The following is a 17,342-nucleotide window of genomic DNA, read 5'->3' on the forward strand; positions in this document are numbered from 1 at the left end:
TCTCATCCCTTCATTCACGAACGGTCGAATGGCAGCGGGGATCAGTCGTGTCTGATCATACTTGGATGAAAGATCAACATGATACGGATATAGAGATAAACATCAAAAAAGAGTCTCCGGAAGGCATCACCGGAGGCTCTTTTTTCTGTCTTTTCGGATGGAAGGGGAAGCGAGAGCTACATTCATAATGACCACACTTGCAACGGAAGCTGCGGTGTAATTGTAATTGTTTGTTACGATGGAGAGGGACAGAAATAAAGCCAACATCACTCCTGAAATGAACAGGAGAGGGAAACCTGGAATGACACGCTGCTTTTTCATTGGACGAAACTCCATCTGCCGCACTCCTCTCTACAGTTAGTACCAGTATATGAAAAGTTTTAATTATCTGTCAATTGTTCTGAATAAAAGGAACAATATTTGAAAGATTTAGATAAATTGGTATAATGGGAGTGTTGAAAATGCAGTACGTTATTATGGAGGAGGATGGCACATGAATCGAGAAGAATTGATTGCCCCGGAACGGTACAACGTCGTTTCTGAAATGGAAAAGTATGCAGACGATGCCGAACGGAAAGCTTTATTATGGTTGAACGATCAGGGGGAAACGAAAGAAGTTACATATCAAAGCCTGATGGAACGTGCGAATAAAATTGGAAACGCTTTCCTTGACTGTGGATTAAAGCAGGGAGATAAGATCCTGGTTATGATCCCACGCCTTATTGAAGCATATCAGGTTTACACGGCGGCTTTGAAGGCCGGACTTGTCGTTATTCCAAGTTCTGAAATGCTGAGGACGAAAGATCTTCAGTACCGGATCAGTCACGGAGAAGTCCGGGGCGTTGTCAGTTATTCTCCTTATACAGATCAGTTTCAAGGGATCCGCGAATACGATGAGCTTGTGAGGTTTTCCGTCGGTGAACAGAAGGAAGGGTGGCATCACCTGGACAGTCTGATGGAAGATTACAGCGGAACGATGACGCCTGCTGACACGGGTCGTGAAGATATGGCATTCCTCTCCTATACTTCAGGAACCACCGGAAATCCAAAAGGGGTCGTTCACACGCATGGATGGGGATATGCCCATCTGAAAACAGCGGCTTATCAATGGCTGGCCATTGAAGATGGAGATACCGTGTGGGCAACAGCTGGTCCAGGGTGGCAGAAGTGGATTTGGAGTCCGTTTTTATCTGTGCTGGGGACGGGTGCAAGGGGACTCGTTTATCAAGGGAAATTCGATCCGAATGTCTACCTGGATATCATGGACAAACACGATGTGAATGTGCTCTGCTGTACGCCGACGGAATATCGTCTGATGGCGAAAGTGGATAACTTGAGTGAGTACAGTCTGAACCATCTTCACAGTGCCGTGTCAGCAGGGGAACCTTTGAACAGAGAAGTTATCGACACCTTCCAGAGGCATTTTCAAGTGACTGTCAGGGACGGATACGGCCAGACGGAAAATACACTTCTCGTTGGGATTATGAAGGATATGGAAGTCCGGCCGGGATCGATGGGACGCCCGACACCAGGCAACCAAGTCGAAATCGTGGATGAAATGGGGGTACCTGTAGGGACGGATGAAGTGGGAGATATTGCTGTACACTTGGATACCCCGGCGCTCTTTAAAGAGTATTATAAAGATCCAGAGAGGACGAAAATGTCAAGGAGAGGCAATTACTATATTACTGGAGATCAAGCCAAAAAAGATGAGGATGGATACTTCTGGTTTGAAGGGCGCAGTGATGACATCATTATCAGCTCGGGGTATACGATCGGACCATTTGAAGTAGAGGATGCGCTCGTCAAACATCCGGCTGTCCGGGAATGTGCCGTAGTTGCAAGTCCGGATGAAGTCCGGGGCAATATTGTAAAAGCATTCGTTGTGCTGCAGTCCGGGTATGAAAAAGACAGTCAAATCGTTCAGGAGCTGCAGACTCATGTGAAGGAGCATACGGCCCCTTATAAATATCCGAGGAAAATTGAGTTTATCGAAGAACTTCCCAAAACAACCTCGGGTAAAATACGAAGGATCGAACTGAGGGAAAAGGAAAAATCCTTCCATAATTAAGCGGGAAAACCGGAGGCAATCAGTCTCCGGTTTTTTCGTTCTCTTCCGTTTGAAGTGATAAGATAGACGGGAAATAGGCAGATTATAAGAACAGGAACTTACATCGAAGTGGAAAGGTGGAGTCTTATGAACATACACGTAGAAATTACATACCGTGCGAAAAACAAAACTGAAGTCTTTTTCAAATCTGAACCTGTTTCTCCTGGAGAAGCGCTTCTTATAGCGGAAGACCTTGAAAAAACAGGACGGTTGAAGGATATCGCATTTATTGATGATTATGATACTTCATGGAAATTGAAGGATCTGAAGAAGTATATGGCCAAGGTGGACGCCGAGCCCCATCATATACGAGTGTATTTTGACGGAGGGTTCGACAGGAATGACAGGAAGGGTGGTCTGGGATGCGCGATTTATTATGAGCAGGACGGCCGGTTTATGCGTCTAAGGAAAAATGCCGCGGTCGAGGAAATGGAAACGAATAATGAGGCGGAATACGCTGCTCTTTATTTTGCTGTACAGGAACTGGAGGCGATGGGGGTTCAGCATATCCCTGTAAGCTTTATCGGTGATTCCCAGGTTGTCATCAATCAAATGAAGGAGGAATGGCCGACGATGGAACAATCCCTTCATGAATGGGCGGATCGGATCGATGGGAAGCTTAGGGCCATGTCCATAGAGGCGTCCTACCATCTGATCTCAAGGAAGGACAACCGTGAATGCGACCGGCTTGCCACTCAGGCCCTGCAGGGAACAGAAGTGGAGAGTACGTCTGAAGTGCAGGGATAGGTTATAAATGGATGGTGACGGGGGTGCCGTTCGGAATCGTGAGCGCCAGTTCTTCCACGTCTTCATTGTACATCCGTACACATCCGCGTGATACAGCTTTTCCAATGGAGGACGGATTGTTCGTTCCGTGGATGCCGTAATGTTCTTTTGATAAGCTCATCCACATCGTTCCGAATGGTCCGCCGGGATCGGGGGCTTTATTCAGGATAATAAAATCCCCTATCGGTGTTTCATAAAGCATCCGCCCGACAGCCACTGGATATTCTTTTACGAACTGCCCGTTTTTGTAGAGCCTCAGCAGGCGTTCATTGATGGAAACATCCAGCTGGTACGGCTGGGTTTCTACAGGTGGGTACCCTGGGATTGTAATTCTCTGTCCGACCCTGATCACATCCGGATTAGGAATGGAATTGACGGCTAAAATGGTTGTCAGCGGCATCCGGTAATCTCTTGATATTTGATAGAGGGTTTCTCCCGGTTTTACCGTATGGAGCATTCCATCATCTCCCCAGAAGTTTTACACCATTGTATGCATGGATGAGACAAAAAAACCAGACCTCCTGTCTTTGTCAGAAGGAGGTCTGGTTTTTTTCGATTTATAATACGATGGTTTTGTTTTCGTGTACGATGACGCGGTCCTCAAGGTCCCATTTGACCCCTCGGTTTAGAACAGTACGTTCAATCAACCGGCCTTTCTTTTTTAAATCGTCGATGTGGTTACGGTGATCGACACGGATGACATCCTGTTCAATGATGGGGCCTTCATCAAGGTCATCTGTTACATAGTGGCAGGTGGCTCCTATCAGCTTAACGCCCCGTTTATGCGCCCGTTTATGTGGATTCGCTCCGATAAAGGCGGGTAGGAACGAATGGTGGATGTTAATGATCTTCGATGGGTGGGTCGACACGAAATGTGGAGTAAGAATCTGCATATATCGTGCAAGTACAATGACATCGATGTCGTATTCCTTCAAAAGCTTCAGTTGTTCCTCTTCCACTTCGTGCCGGATCTCTTTACTTGCGGGAATATGGTAGAAAGGGATGCCGAAGGATTCGACGAGCTCCTTTCCTTCCCTGTGGTTGCTGATGACGAGAGGGATATCCGCCATAAGACCACCACTTTCCCATTCGTAAAGGAGCTCTCGAAGACAATGGAGTTCTTTGGAAACGAAGATGGCCATGTTCTTGAGTTTATATAAAAATGTCAGCCGCCATTTCATATGGAATTGGGCAGCAATTTCCTTGAACCCTTCCTGGAACGTTTCTTCCTTTTCTTTCATATCCGAAGCGGCAAATTCGATGCGTATGAAAAATGTCCCCTCATCCGGGTGTGTTGTGTATTGATTGGACTCCACGATATTCGCTCCGTGTTCATGAAGGAATGTGGAAATGGCAGCCACTATACCCGGTTGATCTGTACAACTGATGAGAAGCCGCGCTTTGTTTTGGTTTTTTTCTGTGTGGTGCTGGATGTGCTGGTTGGTAGACGTCATGCCTGGTCCCCTTTCGTTGTTTCTTTATATTGTAGAGGAAATAAATCCCGAAGCAAACCATGTTTTTGCAAAATTCGCTCGATACCTTTTTGATTTGACAATCATCAGATAAGGAAGGGAACGTTGAGATTTATGAAACGTTTTTCCCTTCCATGTCGTATAGAGAGGTAGAGAAAGAAATCCTGGCGGAAAAAATAACAGGTCCTGTCTATACAAAGAAATAATCAGGAAGGATGGCATGTGTGAAGAAAAAATTATTGACGTCAGCAGTACTGGCTGCCTTTCTTGTGTTGTCGACCTGGTACATACACCACACGTTTTTTTTCAGCCCTTTATCTTTTGAACAGGATGATATTACCCACCACTCATGGAGCGATTACCAACGTCCGATGACGCTTACTTATTATGACTTGGATGGAGAACGGTCATCCTACCAAATGGACACGGATGAAGACATACGGTCGTTTTTCAAAGCAATGAAGAAGTGTCCGTCAAGTGCAGGAGAGAAAAAAGGGGCACAGGTGCTGGGGGCACTCCGCATATCCAGTGCCCGTGAGGTCGTGCTGGAAGCCTATTTTTACAAAGATTTCTGGCACGTGCTGCAGAATGATCATGAGCGGCTTGAAATCACTCCGCAGCTGGAGGGACTGATCAATCAATTGTAAACACTGAGGCGGCGTTTCTTCGTCCGCCTTCCATGGTATTCTTCCTAAAAGAATAAGGTTGTACTATACTTGGAAAGGATACAGGCAACCATAAGTGGAAGGAGTCAGACGGATGAATAGCTGGTTCACCCATATTTTTAACATCTTAGTCGGAATATTGATCATTGTCGAAGGCGGCGTGTACATATTTATGAATAATAAAGACGGAGACCTTCATCTGCGCAGTATGATGATGACGGTCCTGCTCCTCACAGCTTGGGCCATGTCCTACCGCAAACAGGTGACAAGCGATAATCCCAGTGCGTGGCTGATTGTAACGATCATCATTATGATCCCGATGATTCTCCCGTGGTTGTTCTTTATATAATTTAGAAGAGCCAGCGGTAAAGACCTGCCGCAGCAAAGAAGACGGCTGCCAGCAGGTATAGAAAGCCGAAGACGCGGGATCTGGGTTCTTCAGCGGCTGTTTCTACAGCCCCTGCGAACACCAAAAAAAGAATGCCCATGATCACCATCGTCACTTCAACCCCCGAAAACGGGGGTTTTTTTAATAGCAGCCATACTTCAATAGGAATGGCTGTCCACAGGGGTGAAAGCAAGGGACCGAACCATTTTTCCACGCCCTTCTTCAATCCGTCCATTTTCTTCCTCCTTTCCTCATCCAGTCAAGTGTCCATTCTGGTCGAATGCCGGCGGAAAATCTGTTAAATAGGAATATTCTACCCGGGATGGGGTATTAGATTTACATCTAGATTTGCCTTCTGTCTATACAATTGGTACAATTCATTCTGTACGAAGTACTTAATCCTCTGATTTATCCCCCGCATTGCATGTTTTAACCCTTGCAGTTCAAACTACTTAACGAAGGTATAGGAAAGGATGTATGTCACTTGAAAATGAAGCTTATTGACTGGCCTACGTTTATTGGGGCCTTAATATTACTGCTCGGAGTTACCATTCCGTTAATTGTTTTCCCTGAGGCAGGGAAAGAAGTGGTGTCTCAAGCCAATACATTTATGACAGAGAATTTCGGCGTTCTTTATATGGTTCTTGGATTTGTCATTTTTGCTTTTTTAATCTATGTCGCTTTCAGTAAAAATGGAGCCATCAAACTCGGAGATGAAGGAGAAAAACCTGAATTCAGTACATTCTCCTGGGCTGCGATGCTTTTCGCTGCCGGGATCGGTTCCAGTATTCTTTACTGGGCAGTCATTGAATGGGCGTATTATTATCAGGGACCTCCTTTCGGCGTAGAGCCGGAGTCGAAGGAAGCCATCAAGTGGGCTTCTACTTACGGCATGTTCCACTGGGGACCTATCGCCTGGGCGATTTACACGCTGCCGGCACTGCCGATTGCCTATTTCTATTATGTACGCAAAAAGCCGGTGTTGAAAGTATCTGAAGCCGTACGTCCGGTCCTTGGTGATACGGTGGACGGCCCGGTCGGTACAATTATTGATGTCCTGTTTATGTTCGGACTTCTAGGCGGGGCGGGAACGACGCTTGCGCTCGGAACACCGATGATTGCACAGGGGGTCAATGATTTAACAGGCATCCCAGTAACGCTCGGTCTGAAAAGTGGGATTATGCTGCTTTGTACGTTGATTTTCGCAATCAGTGCCTATTCCGGCTTGAAACGCGGGATTAAAATCCTTAGTGATGTGAACTTATGGTTGTCCATCTTCCTGCTTGCGTTTATTTTCATCTTCGGTCCGACCCGTTTTATGAGTGAAACGACGTTCACATCTCTCGGACTTCTTGCAGATAACTTCTTCCGCATGGCTACATGGATGGAGCCGTTCGGGAACCTCGGCCAGTTTGAGAAGACGAGCTTCCCTGAATACTGGACCGTGTTCTACTGGGCATGGTGGCTCGTGTACGCTCCGTTTGTCGGTTTATTTGTTGCCCGTATTTCCAGAGGACGTACCATCCGTCAAATGATCCTCGGGACGATGGTTTACGGAACAATCGGATGTGTCCTTTTCTTCGGAATTATGGGGAATTTCGGACTTTACCTGCAGATTTCAGGTCAATTTGATGCCATTGCCTTTATGAACGATAACGGGGCACCGGCAACCATTATTGAAATTATGAACCAGCTGCCGCTGGCTGATTTCATTGTCTTGATCTTTACGGTCCTGGCTATCATTTTCCTTGCCACGACCTTTGATTCTTCCTCCTACATTCTTGCGTCTGTGACACAGAGAAGTGTAGAAGGTGAACCGCTCCGCTGGAACCGTTTATTCTGGGCGTTCGCGTTATGTATCATGCCGCTCGCTCTCATGTTCCTCGGTGGACTGGATACGCTGCAGACAGCAAGTATCGTCGGTGGTTTCCCGCTCATTATCATCATGTTCCTGCTCGCCTGGTCGTTTATGAAGGCGTCCAATACGGATATTCGTGAGTCTGACGACTATGAGCCATCCACCATTCACATTAAGCGCTGGAAAAACCGTAAGAAAAAGAAAAAGCGTTCCGCCCTCGAGGCTCTTGAAGATAAAGATACGGATTAAAAATAAGGAAACCCTGAACTCCATTGGAGTTCAGGGTTTTTTCTTTCCCGCAGAACAAAGGGGGTCAAACGTTCTTTTTTTCTGGAAGGTAGGGGACGACGTCCTGGATGATCACATCGCCGCTTTCCTGGAGAAACTGTTCCACCAGATGAAGGTGATCGGCACCGACGAGAACAAGGACACGGTCCCCGGGTGCAGCTGTGCGGAGGATGTTGGCGGCCATGGCTAAGTCGCGGTGGTGCCACTGTTTGAGCCAGTGGACACCAATTTGGTGCTGGCGCTCCCCGACACGGGTCAACTTCATATAGACGCGCTGCAGTTGTTCTTTGTAACCCTCGTGATTAATGTAACGGAAATAGCCGGCCAGTGTTTGTTTATCCTCCATCTGCTTTACATCCTGCTGTATGGAAAGAATATCCTTGAGAAGCTCCGGTTGATGCTCTCCCGCCCAGGAGAATACCTGCTCAAGGGAAGGGGTGGACATATCCACAATCTCGTCAACAGGATAGAGGTGATTCTGTCCAAGGGAGGCAGCAAGTGGGAAAGCGATCTGTTCCACTTCATCGTACGCAGGTGCCTGCTCTCCCGTTAGGAACTGCCCCAGCCTTTTGTTGAGTTCTTCTTCAAGGAAAAAAGACTTTTCCACCGCGATCTTTGTCGGTTTCCATTCTTTCAAGGAAGCGGTCAGGGAAGAAAGTTCATCTCTATGCTTATGGATCATTTCCGGCTCCACAGCCATATGAAAAGTGCCGAGAAGCATAATCTCCGGTTTCATATCATCATTCCTTTCCGTGTCATTTGAAATAGGGCAGGATATCTTCGCCAATTTCCTGCATTACCTCAGTTGTCGGTCGTTTGTTTTTGGAAAGGCCGAACATCATATGGTTCACACCAGCGGAACGGTACTGTTCGATAATATCTTTTAATCCTTCGCGTCCGGTTTGATAACCGGCCGGAATTTTTTCGACAGGGGCTTCAGGGTTTTCAGAAAGAATGACAGGAAGAGGCATGAAAAAAGGACGGAAAACATCGCCGTGGAAGCCTCTCACTTTTTCCCTGTACATGTCAATCGTCTGTTTCTGCTGTTCTGGACGCTGAGGATAAAACATCCACCCATCTCCGTGTTCAGCAATCCAGTCGAGCGTCTGCTGACAATAGCCTGTCATAAAAACAGGAATCCGGTTCGGCGGCTTAGGAACGAGGTTGGCTTTATCAAGCTTGCCGAAAGAGGAGAAGGCTTCCGGGTACTCTTCATATAAGGCCTTCGCAAAGAAATCGTAGGCTTCTCTGAACCATGCCCCGCGCTCCATGATAGGGATGTTCAATCCTTCAAAGTCCTTCCGCCGGTCTCCAGAGGATAGGCCGGCCATGAGACGTCCGGGAAACAAGCGTTCAATGCTTGCCAGCTCCTTTGCTGTCCGTAAAGGGTGGCGGAGCGGCATGACCAATGCGGCTGTCCCGAGATTGATGGACTGGGTGTGGGAGGCCAGGTAGGTTAAGTAGATCAGGCTGTCAAAGATCTGCCCGGTTGCCGGGTCTTCAAACGTTGGATCTTCAAGAAGGACGTCCTGCAGCCATAGACAGTGAAAACCGAGTTCTTCTGCCATCTGCGCCTTCTGGACTTGATCGTCCATGAGCGGTGTCTCTTTATCGTAATTTTCAATCGGTATCGTAAGTCCAAAAGATATCTGATCTTTTTGGAGCATGTTCTGCCATCCGCGATGGTTTTCAAACAAAATATTTCCTCCTCCATGTTTCTTTCTTCTTCTTATTATAATGAGGTGGAGGCTGGACTTCTAATTAAAGGAACTAAAAAGCACCTTCTCCTGAGGGGAGAGAGGCGCTCGTTGCAAATCACATGACATAGATGGCCAGATAAAGGACAAGAGTGAGAAAAACGGAACCTCCGGCTACACTCACGATTTCTGTTCGGTCGTATTCCATACGTTTTTTCAATGTCATCGCTCCTTAAAGATATAAATGCATCTTCCTATGTATTTTTTTGTTCTACTCTATATGACGATTGAATAGTCAGAAAGGTTTCATTTATATTACAAAAATGTAACTTTTTCATGTCGGTGATTTTTATGTGTCATCACGTAAAGGGAGTTTGCACCTCTGATATAATGGGAGAAGCAATCCATAATAGATGGGAGAGGAAACGCTTATGTCTACCTATGCAATGACGTGGAATCTGGACAGTCTTTTTCAAGGCGGCAGCCATTCCAGTGAATTAAAAAACTATGTCCAGCAGCTGGAGGTTCATCTGGAGGAGCTTGAATCGCTTATTCCATCCTTTGTGCCGCCGTCCAGTACAGATGAAACGGAACCATTACATCACATGATAGAGGCTCTTCAGGTGGCTGTGAAAGAGCTTGAAGAATTCAGTGCCTTTACGAGCTGTCTGCAGGCTCAGGATGTGAACGATACTGGAGCTGGTCAATGGCTGGCGAAGAGGAGTGAACTGGGAGCCCGTCTGAATAATGTGCTGGTTCAGCTCGATGAGACGTTCATCACCATTGATGATGAAATCTGGACTTCACTTCTACAGCAGCCATCGCTGAAGGAACTGTCCTTCGTGCTTGATGAGCGGAGACAGAAGGCTGCAGATAAGCTGGATGCGTCACGGGAATCGTTAATCAATGACCTTAGTGTTGATGGCTACGACGCATGGGAGCTCATGTATGACCGGCTTGTTGCTAAATTGTCTGTCAAAGTGGAAGGCAGGTCCTTATCGGTTGGGCAGGCCTCCAATAAATTGGATTCCCCCGACCGTTCTGTCCGCAAGGAAGCTTTTGATCAATTGCAGAAGGCGTGGCAGAACGAAGCGGACGTATTCAGTGAAACATTGAATCATTTATCTGGGTTCCGCCTTCAAACTTATAAGCATAGAGGGTGGGAGAATGTCCTTAAGGAGCCACTCGACTACAACCGGATGAGTGCCGCGACGCTTGAGACCATGTGGAACGTCATCACCGATTATAAGCAGGCCTACATTCCATATATGAGAAGAAAAGCAGAACTTCTGGGTGTGGACCAGCTTCGTTTTTATGATGTGGAAGCTCCTGTCGGAAAGACGGATAGTACAAAAAGCTTTCAGGAAGGGGCCTCCTTTATTATCGAGCAGTTCAGGAAGTTCAGCCCTAAAATGGCCGATTTTGCTGAGATGGCATTTGAGAAAGGCTGGATAGAGGCTGAGGACCGTCCTGGGAAGCAGCCGGGTGGATTCTGCACCAGCTTTCCGGATAGTGAAGAAACAAGAATTTTCATGACCTACTCCGGCAGCCCCTCCAATGTCGCCACACTGGCACATGAACTTGGTCATGCCTATCATCAGCATGTCATGAATGACCTTCCTGTATTGAATCAGGGCTATGCGATGAACGTAGCTGAAACAGCCTCTACGTTTGCGGAAATGATCGTAGCCGATGCCGCCGTGAAAGAAGCGTTCACGAAGGAAGAGAAGATGACGCTTCTCGAGGGAAAAGTACAGAGCAGTGTGGCTTTCTTTATGAACATCCACGCCCGCTTCCTGTTTGAAACACGGTTTTACGAAGAACGTAGAAAGGGAATCGTACCTCAGGAACGTCTCAATGAATTGATGGTGGAAGCACAGAAGGAAGCCTATATGGAAACGCTGGAAGAGTATGATCCGACGTTCTGGGCATCCAAGCTTCATTTCCACATCACTGATGTTCCGTTTTACAACTTCCCATACACCTTCGGCTATCTGTTCAGCGCGGGAATCTATGCGAAGGCATTGGAGACCGGACCTGAATTTGAAGAGCGTTACACAGCGCTGCTGAGGGATACAGGGAAGATGCCGGTAGAGGAACTGGCCTGGAAACATCTCGGTGTCAATCTCGAGGAAAGAGAGTTCTGGGAACATGCCGTGGAACTATGCACAGCCGATCTGGATGCATTTATGAAATACAGTGAATCATCAATGGAGGGATAAGGATGGATGAAACGCGTATTCCGGAAGAAGCCAAGCTGGAGAGAGTGGCTGAGCTGGATGGATGGAAGCTGACCGATGAGAAATTCATTACGAAACGCTATCGATTCCAGGATTTTTTAACAGGCGTCCGTTTTGTCAATTTGATTGCGGAGTATGCTGAGGAAATCCAGCACCATCCGTTCATCAGCATCGATTATAAGATGGTGACGTTGAAACTGACCTCCTGGAATGCCGGGGGCCTGACAGAACTCGATCTGGAGTGCGCCCGGAAGTACGACAGCATTTATCAGTCTATTGAACAGAAATAAAAGACGCTGAACGCACCTTGTGCCAAACAAACGGTTATAACAAGACCCCCTTACTTTCACAGAGAGCCACGTTCCGCCTACCGTTGGATAGCTGACGCAGACGTTACCAGCGATCAGCTCATCCGGGGTGGAGGCAAGAATGAAATACTGTTGGCCATCGACGGAAGAGGGAATCATCGGGAACTTTGTTGAGCCAAAACCCGCTCCTGGAATCAGGAGCGGGTTTTGGCTGAAGAAAAAGCCTGTGTCAACCAGTTAGAGTTGTCCATTTGTCATGTAAAGTGACACATTCCGCTTATCGGTGGATGAATGCCGCGGGCACGCCCTCAGCTGACTCGGACAGGAAGGTCGCCTGCCCAAGTGGAACTTCGGCCCGTGCTTTTCCCGCAGGCATCACCACCGAACGCTCCACGTGTCGACGTTAAAATATAGAGGAGAAAGACTGGACCCTATGCAGGTTCGCAGATTCCAAAGAACGGCATGAGCTGCGCTATGGCCGCTTGCCTGGAAAAGAAGGGGAAGAACAAGCGCTGATGATGGCTGCCTGCCGGAATACGGAAAAGACTGTTCTCCATCCAACAAGGGCGATCTGGGTGAAGGAGAGTCTTGTTCGATGTTAGAGAACTCCCAAGGAGCGGTGCCCCTTCCAATCCTGCGGAAGAACGAGTGGGCCGAGATCGCCGAGCGTGGGTGTTGCGAGGAAGCTCGGGCGCTCGTCCGCGGAAAGGGAAGGGGGCTTTCGCTCCTGGCGGTAAGAAAGAAAAAAGCTTGTAAAGAAACAGGGGTTTCTCTACAAGCTGAAACCGCTCCTGGAATCAGGAGCGGTTTTTTATCTGTTTCAGCAAATCAATATGAGCATTGGTAAATAACGTGGACGATGGGGCGGGCGGTGCATAACAATGAATCGTTTCCTCAGTAAAAGGATGGACGAATGTCAGCCTGGCTGCATGAAGAGCCTGTTTATAGTGGATATTCCCTTTTCCCCCGTACAGCGTATCCCCGATCAATGGATATCCGATCGAGCTCAAGTGCACACGGATTTGATGTGTCCTTCCTGTCTCCAACTGCAGCATAACGAGGGAGCAGTCCTGACCGGCATCATAGCTTAACACGGTATAATGTGTCTCTGCATACCGGCCGTCCCCGGAGACCATTCGTTTTACGGTATGTTCTGGATCTTTGCCGATCGGTTTAATGATCGTCCCCTGCTCCGGGAGAAGTCTGCCGTGAACCCAGGCCAGGTAGGAGCGTTTGATCTTCCTTTCCTGGATTTCTTTTCCGAGCATCGCTGTAGCCAGTGCATGCTTGGCAAATAATATGGCTCCGGATGTATCCCGGTCGAGCCGGTGGACATACTTCGGAGTAGAGGGTATACCTTGTCTTTGGAAATATCCGGCGGCTCCGTTGACAAGGGTATCGTGTTCATCCGGCCGGTTCGGGTGTGTGAACACACCGGCCGGTTTATTGATGACAAGCAGATGATCATCTTCAAAAACGGGGTCGATCGACATGGACGATGGAGTTACCTCTAAGGGCTCCGGTCCGAAAAGCCGGAGGCGGAGGTGATCCCCGGAGTGGACATTCGTCGTTTTGTAATGAGGAAAGGTGTTGTTCAGCATCACCTCATTCTGGGAACGGAAACGATGCATCAGTTTCCTCGGCACATGCCATTGTTTTGTCAGGATCTTTTCGATTGTTAAACCGTCCCATTTAAAGGGGATGATGACGTTGAGCCATTCCCCGTCCCGGCTTGTTTTCATGATGGACACCTAATTTCTGGCTGCTGTGTATCCGGTTCTTTTTCGAAGGAACCTGGACCAATTGATTTTATTTTACTTGTTTCCATATCTGTGGTGCAATGGGGAATAGAAGTGATTCTGCCGGGAAGGTGCAAAACCAGCCAGCTGTCTATCGTTAACTCTAAGTAAATCTGGTATCGATCCTAAAGCAGTTGTGTTATAATAGAACGGTTGAATAATATTTGCGATACGAAAGAGGTGTGTGCTTCATGCAACACAGAGATGATATTCGTAATATAGCCATCATCGCACACGTTGACCACGGTAAAACAACGCTGGTTGACCAGATGCTTCACTATTCCGGAACTTTCCGCGATAACGAGCATGTCGATGAGCGCGCTATGGACTCTAACGATTTGGAAAAAGAACGCGGCATTACGATTCTTGCTAAGAATACCGCGATCAATTATAACGATGCCCGTATTAATATTTTAGATACACCAGGTCACGCCGACTTTGGTGGAGAAGTAGAACGTATCCTTAAAATGGTAGACGGCGTTCTTCTCGTTGTCGATGCGTACGAAGGGTGTATGCCACAAACTCGATTTGTTTTGAAAAAAGCGCTGGAACAGAAACTGACACCAGTCGTTGTTCTTAACAAAATCGACCGTCCGAACGCCCGCCCTGACGAAGTCGTCGATGAAGTACTGGATCTGTTCATCGAGCTTGGAGCGGATGACGAACAGCTTGAATTCCCAGTCGTTTATGCGTCTGCTCTTAACGGTACATCCGGCGATGAGCCTGAAGACCAGCAGGAAACGATGGATCCGATCTTTAAGCTGATCATGAACAACATCCCTGCTCCGCACGATACGAAAGATGATCCGCTTCAATTCCAGGTGACTCTGCTTGACTATAACGACTACCTCGGCCGTATTGGTGTCGGACGTGTCTTTAATGGTCAAATTAAAGTCGGTCAGCAGGTTTCCTTGATGAAGAAGGACGGTTCAGTGAAGAACTTCCGTATTTCCAAACTATTCGGTTTCATAGGCTTGAAGCGTGTCGAAATCGAAGAAGCCAAAGCGGGTGACATCATTGCCCTGTCCGGTCTTGAGGATATTAACGTCGGGGAAACGGTCTGTCTGCCTGAACACCAGGATGCGATGGAAATCCCTCGTATTGATGAACCGACCCTGCAGATGACATTCCTTGTCAACAATAGTCCTTTTGCCGGTCGTGAAGGTAAATATGTAACTTCCCGTCAAATTGAAGAGCGTTTGATGACACAGCTGGAAACAGATGTCAGTCTGCGCGTCGACCCTACAGATTCCCCTGATGCCTTCACAGTATCAGGACGTGGTGAACTTCACCTTTCCATCCTTGTGGAAAATATGCGTCGGGAAGGTTATGAACTTCAGCTTTCCAAGCCTAAGGTTATTCTGAAGGAAATCGACGGTCAGACTTGTGAGCCTGTCGAGCGTGTTCAAATCGATACACCGGAAGAGTACCAGGGTGCCGTTATGGAATCCATCGGTTACCGTAAAGGTGAAATGCAGGACATGGTCAATGATGGTAATGGACAAGTGCGTCTTGAATTCCTTGTACCATCTCGTGGTCTTATTGGCTATGCGACAGAATTCATGACGCAGACACGCGGATATGGAATTTTGAACCATACTTTTGATGGCTATGCGCCCCTTGTAAAAGGCCAGGTCGGCGGACGTCGTGAAGGTGTCCTTGTGTCTCTTGATAAAGGGAAAGCTTCCACGTACGGCATCATGAACCTTGAGGACCGCGGTACCATCTTCGTGGAACCGGGTACAGAAGTGTACGAAGGTATGATTGTCGGAGAGCACAACCGTGAGAACGACTTGACGGTCAACATCACGAAAGAAAAACACTTGACCAACATTCGTTCTGCGAACAAAGACACGACGAATACAATCAAGAAAACCCGTCAAATGACGCTCGAAGAAGCGATTGAGTATCTTGATGATGACGAATACTGTGAGGTTACTCCAGAGAACGTTCGTCTTCGTAAGAAATTCTTGAACAAAAACGAGCGCGAAAAAATGGCGAAGAAGAAAAAGCTTCAAAATACGGACGTATAATAATGAAAGGACCACCGGGCAGCCCGGTGGTCCTTTTTTTATTCGATTACTTCTATGGTCTGCTGTTTTTCACCTTGAAGGTCTTTCTCTTCCTGTTCATAAACGACGGTGACTGTATAGTTTCCTGCTTCCTCGAACGTGTAGGATCCTTGGTATTCCCCCGGCTGTTTTTCTTCAGCCGTGACTTCGGTTTCCTCACCACCTGCTTCTGGTGTAATGAGGTATTTCACCTTACCTTCTGTGAACGGTTCCTCCATATGATTGATATGGGCCGTAAGCATGGATTCACTTCCGACAGCGAATGTTTCTTCTGTCATCAAATGAACCATGAACTTGCTGGATTCCATATCCATGGCCTGTCCCTCTTGTCCATGGCCGACCTGTACTTCTTTTTGGGGCATCGTATGCAGATCATCGACTTGCGTATGAGCAATCACCTGGTAGGAGCCTTCCTGTTCAAACGTATAGGACAGCTCGTAAATGCCGTCTTCTGTATGTTCGGCTTCTTTCGTTACCGAGTCTTCCTGCCCTTCCTCTGTATTCCAGATTTCAAACTTAACATAAGAGGCATCAGTGACAGGCTCCTCTCCCTGTGTCACTTCTGCGCGGATATCGACGGGTTCATTGACTGGATAGGGCTGCTGTTCGAGCAGCACTTCAACTTCAGGTATGGGAGCGGCCTGGTCTTCACTTCCGCTGTTCTCCGAATCAGCACAGGCCGTTAAAAAAATCGTAAGTATAAGGGCTGTCACTAAAATGGCTGCGTTCTTCAAAAAATCATCTCCTTTATGTTGACCCTTTTTATAGAATATCATTTCCATCATGGTCATGGAGTCCTGAATTTAGACAGATCGGTGAAAATCTGCCAGTGTAAGAATGATTTGGATCGTTCGAACTACAAAAAAAGTCCTGCTCCATGGAGCAGAACTTTTATGTTTTAGGTGACCTGATCGCTGGACCAGTCATACGTATAAAATTTCTCTTCGGTCACCCATTTAAGAGCTTCCGGATCGTTGACCTTGATGCCTTCTTCAAGCATTTCCAGCATAGCAGCTGTCTGGGAGATATGGGCGCGCATGGCATTCATTTTCTGTTCCTGGACACCGCGGATGTCGTTAATCACGTCCGGACTCCCCAGGTTTTCCTCTGTATCATTGGCGAAGGCAACAGCGTGGAACTTCGGCCGTTTGTCTTCATCGATGTCGCGCAGCGCCCGGACAACGGCGCGCGCTGTCGCTTCATGATCGGGATGGACGGCATAGCCTGGATAAAAACTGATGACAAGGGATGGGTTCAACTCGTCGATGAGCTGGCTGACCATGTTTTTCATCTCTGTATCGTCTTCGAATTCCAGTGTTTTATCCCGGAGCCCCATCATACGGAGATCTTCGATGCCCATAGCTTCAGCCGCTTTGACAAGCTCTCTGCGCCGGATGTCAGGCAGTGATTCCCTCGTGGCGAACGTGGGACGGCCGAGGTTTCTTCCCATTTCCCCAAGTGTGAGGCAGGCGTAGGTTAACGGTGTGCCCTGATTTATATAAGTGGAGATCGTTCCGGACACGCCGAATGCTTCATCATCCGGGTGGGGGAAGATCACGAGTACGTGTTGTTCATTTTGTATCATATCTTTCACTCCTTGAAGAGGATCACTAGTCTCCATTATTGCCTACTTTCTTAAAAATGAAAAGTCATTTGTTT

At 47.5% G+C, this 17,342-nt stretch carries 17 protein-coding genes; 8 read left to right on the top strand and 9 right to left on the bottom strand.

Going from position 1 to position 17,342, the window contains the following annotated elements; genetic code table 11:
• Window positions 1–126 precede the first annotated feature (126 nt).
• A complete protein-coding gene (locus tag ACXAD6_RS03120) occupies window positions 127–336 on the bottom strand; it encodes a hypothetical protein (protein WP_474967602.1) in 210 nt (69 codons plus the stop codon).
• A 157-nt stretch (window positions 337–493) separates the two neighbouring features.
• On the opposite strand from ACXAD6_RS03120, the gene mbcS reads away from it, so the two are divergent.
• Together mbcS and ACXAD6_RS03130 are read left to right on the top strand one after the other, a co-directional pair.
• Window positions 494–2,071 (top strand): acyl-CoA synthetase MbcS, encoded by a 1,578-nt coding sequence (mbcS, locus tag ACXAD6_RS03125; RefSeq protein ID WP_474967603.1) that lies wholly within the window; start codon window positions 494–496, stop codon window positions 2,069–2,071.
• Window positions 2,072–2,197: 126 nt separating this feature from the next.
• On the top strand, window positions 2,198–2,857 hold the full coding sequence (locus ACXAD6_RS03130; RefSeq protein WP_474967604.1) for a reverse transcriptase-like protein: 660 nt from the start codon (window positions 2,198–2,200) through the stop codon (window positions 2,855–2,857).
• 1 nt (window position 2,858) lies between these two features.
• Here the strand turns inward: ACXAD6_RS03130 and ACXAD6_RS03135 are convergent, their stop codons facing one another.
• Together ACXAD6_RS03135 and purU are read right to left on the bottom strand one after the other, a co-directional pair.
• Window positions 2,859–3,353: a L,D-transpeptidase family protein gene (locus ACXAD6_RS03135; RefSeq protein WP_474967605.1), complete on the bottom strand. Its 495-nt coding sequence runs from the start codon at window positions 3,351–3,353 to the stop codon at window positions 2,859–2,861.
• 100 nt (window positions 3,354–3,453) lie between these two features.
• Window positions 3,454–4,350 carry a formyltetrahydrofolate deformylase gene (gene purU / locus ACXAD6_RS03140; protein WP_474967606.1) on the bottom strand — a complete coding sequence of 299 codons (897 nt, stop codon included), beginning with the start codon at window positions 4,348–4,350 and terminating at the stop codon, window positions 3,454–3,456.
• 242 nt (window positions 4,351–4,592) lie between these two features.
• Here purU and ACXAD6_RS03145 point away from each other — a divergent pair, with 242 nt between their 5' ends.
• Entirely contained in the window at window positions 4,593–5,015 is a 423-nt protein-coding gene (locus ACXAD6_RS03145; protein WP_474967607.1) for a hypothetical protein, read from the top strand.
• 112 nt (window positions 5,016–5,127) lie between these two features.
• Window positions 5,128–5,382, top strand: coding sequence for a hypothetical protein (locus ACXAD6_RS03150; protein ID WP_474967608.1), 255 nt, complete (start codon window positions 5,128–5,130; stop codon window positions 5,380–5,382).
• A 1-nt stretch (window position 5,383) separates the two neighbouring features.
• On the opposite strand, the gene ACXAD6_RS03155 is transcribed toward ACXAD6_RS03150, so the two are convergent.
• Entirely contained in the window at window positions 5,384–5,656 is a 273-nt protein-coding gene (locus tag ACXAD6_RS03155) for a hypothetical protein (RefSeq protein WP_474967609.1), read from the bottom strand.
• Between the two features lie 249 nt (window positions 5,657–5,905).
• On the opposite strand from ACXAD6_RS03155, the gene ACXAD6_RS03160 reads away from it, so the two are divergent.
• On the top strand, window positions 5,906–7,528 hold the full coding sequence (locus ACXAD6_RS03160) for a BCCT family transporter (RefSeq protein ID WP_474967610.1): 1,623 nt from the start codon (window positions 5,906–5,908) through the stop codon (window positions 7,526–7,528).
• 64 nt (window positions 7,529–7,592) lie between these two features.
• Here the strand turns inward: ACXAD6_RS03160 and ACXAD6_RS03165 are convergent, their stop codons facing one another.
• Both ACXAD6_RS03165 and ACXAD6_RS03170 read right to left on the bottom strand, forming a co-directional pair.
• Window positions 7,593–8,303: a DUF5694 domain-containing protein gene (locus ACXAD6_RS03165; RefSeq protein ID WP_474967611.1), complete on the bottom strand. Its 711-nt coding sequence runs from the start codon at window positions 8,301–8,303 to the stop codon at window positions 7,593–7,595.
• 19 nt (window positions 8,304–8,322) lie between these two features.
• Complete coding sequence (locus tag ACXAD6_RS03170) at window positions 8,323–9,234, bottom strand: TIGR03571 family LLM class oxidoreductase (RefSeq protein WP_474970355.1); 912 nt, start codon at window positions 9,232–9,234, stop codon at window positions 8,323–8,325.
• A 461-nt stretch (window positions 9,235–9,695) separates the two neighbouring features.
• On the opposite strand from ACXAD6_RS03170, the gene ACXAD6_RS03175 reads away from it, so the two are divergent.
• Complete coding sequence (locus tag ACXAD6_RS03175) at window positions 9,696–11,486, top strand: M3 family oligoendopeptidase (RefSeq protein WP_474967612.1); 1,791 nt, start codon at window positions 9,696–9,698, stop codon at window positions 11,484–11,486.
• Between the two features lie 2 nt (window positions 11,487–11,488).
• Window positions 11,489–11,794, top strand: a complete 306-nt coding sequence (locus ACXAD6_RS03180; RefSeq protein ID WP_474967613.1) for a 4a-hydroxytetrahydrobiopterin dehydratase — start codon at window positions 11,489–11,491, stop codon at window positions 11,792–11,794.
• A gap of 815 nt (window positions 11,795–12,609) precedes the next feature.
• Here the strand turns inward: ACXAD6_RS03180 and ACXAD6_RS03185 are convergent.
• The gene (locus ACXAD6_RS03185) at window positions 12,610–13,554 is read right to left on the bottom strand and encodes an RluA family pseudouridine synthase (RefSeq protein WP_474967614.1); all 945 of its coding nucleotides are present in this window, start codon (window positions 13,552–13,554) and stop codon (window positions 12,610–12,612) included.
• A gap of 248 nt (window positions 13,555–13,802) precedes the next feature.
• Here ACXAD6_RS03185 and typA point away from each other — a divergent pair, with 248 nt between their 5' ends.
• A complete protein-coding gene (gene typA, locus ACXAD6_RS03190) occupies window positions 13,803–15,644 on the top strand; it encodes a translational GTPase TypA (protein ID WP_027956129.1) in 1,842 nt (613 codons plus the stop codon).
• Between the two features lie 38 nt (window positions 15,645–15,682).
• Here typA and ACXAD6_RS03195 read toward each other — a convergent pair whose 3' ends face one another.
• Window positions 15,683–16,417 (bottom strand): FixH family protein, encoded by a 735-nt coding sequence (locus ACXAD6_RS03195; RefSeq protein WP_474967615.1) that lies wholly within the window; start codon window positions 16,415–16,417, stop codon window positions 15,683–15,685.
• Window positions 16,418–16,581: 164 nt separating this feature from the next.
• Entirely contained in the window at window positions 16,582–17,268 is a 687-nt protein-coding gene (bshB2, locus tag ACXAD6_RS03200; protein WP_211225375.1) for a bacillithiol biosynthesis deacetylase BshB2, read from the bottom strand.
• Between the last annotated feature and the right edge of the window lie 74 nt (window positions 17,269–17,342).

The sequence above is a fragment of the Halobacillus sp. ABH2_015 genome, assembly GCF_056158945.1.

Bases quoted from the DNA above. Each gene is read 5' to 3' on its own strand.
- ACXAD6_RS03120 (WP_474967602.1), bottom strand. From the start codon at position 336: ATGGAGTTTCGTCCAATGAAAAAGCAGCGTGTCATTCCAGGTTTCCCT.
- mbcS (WP_474967603.1), top strand. From the start codon at position 494: ATGAATCGAGAAGAATTGATTGCCCCGGAACGGTACAACGTCGTTTCT.
- ACXAD6_RS03130 (WP_474967604.1), top strand. From the start codon at position 2,198: ATGAACATACACGTAGAAATTACATACCGTGCGAAAAACAAAACTGAA.
- ACXAD6_RS03135 (WP_474967605.1), bottom strand. From the start codon at position 3,353: ATGCTCCATACGGTAAAACCGGGAGAAACCCTCTATCAAATATCAAGA.
- purU (WP_474967606.1), bottom strand. From the start codon at position 4,350: ATGACGTCTACCAACCAGCACATCCAGCACCACACAGAAAAAAACCAA.
- ACXAD6_RS03150 (WP_474967608.1), top strand. From the start codon at position 5,128: ATGAATAGCTGGTTCACCCATATTTTTAACATCTTAGTCGGAATATTG.
- ACXAD6_RS03155 (WP_474967609.1), bottom strand. From the start codon at position 5,656: ATGGACGGATTGAAGAAGGGCGTGGAAAAATGGTTCGGTCCCTTGCTT.
- ACXAD6_RS03165 (WP_474967611.1), bottom strand. From the start codon at position 8,303: ATGAAACCGGAGATTATGCTTCTCGGCACTTTTCATATGGCTGTGGAG.
- ACXAD6_RS03170 (WP_474970355.1), bottom strand. From the start codon at position 9,234: ATGCTCCAAAAAGATCAGATATCTTTTGGACTTACGATACCGATTGAA.
- ACXAD6_RS03175 (WP_474967612.1), top strand. From the start codon at position 9,696: ATGTCTACCTATGCAATGACGTGGAATCTGGACAGTCTTTTTCAAGGC.
- ACXAD6_RS03180 (WP_474967613.1), top strand. From the start codon at position 11,489: ATGGATGAAACGCGTATTCCGGAAGAAGCCAAGCTGGAGAGAGTGGCT.
- ACXAD6_RS03185 (WP_474967614.1), bottom strand. From the start codon at position 13,554: ATGAAAACAAGCCGGGACGGGGAATGGCTCAACGTCATCATCCCCTTT.
- typA (WP_027956129.1), top strand. From the start codon at position 13,803: ATGCAACACAGAGATGATATTCGTAATATAGCCATCATCGCACACGTT.
- bshB2 (WP_211225375.1), bottom strand. From the start codon at position 17,268: ATGATACAAAATGAACAACACGTACTCGTGATCTTCCCCCACCCGGAT.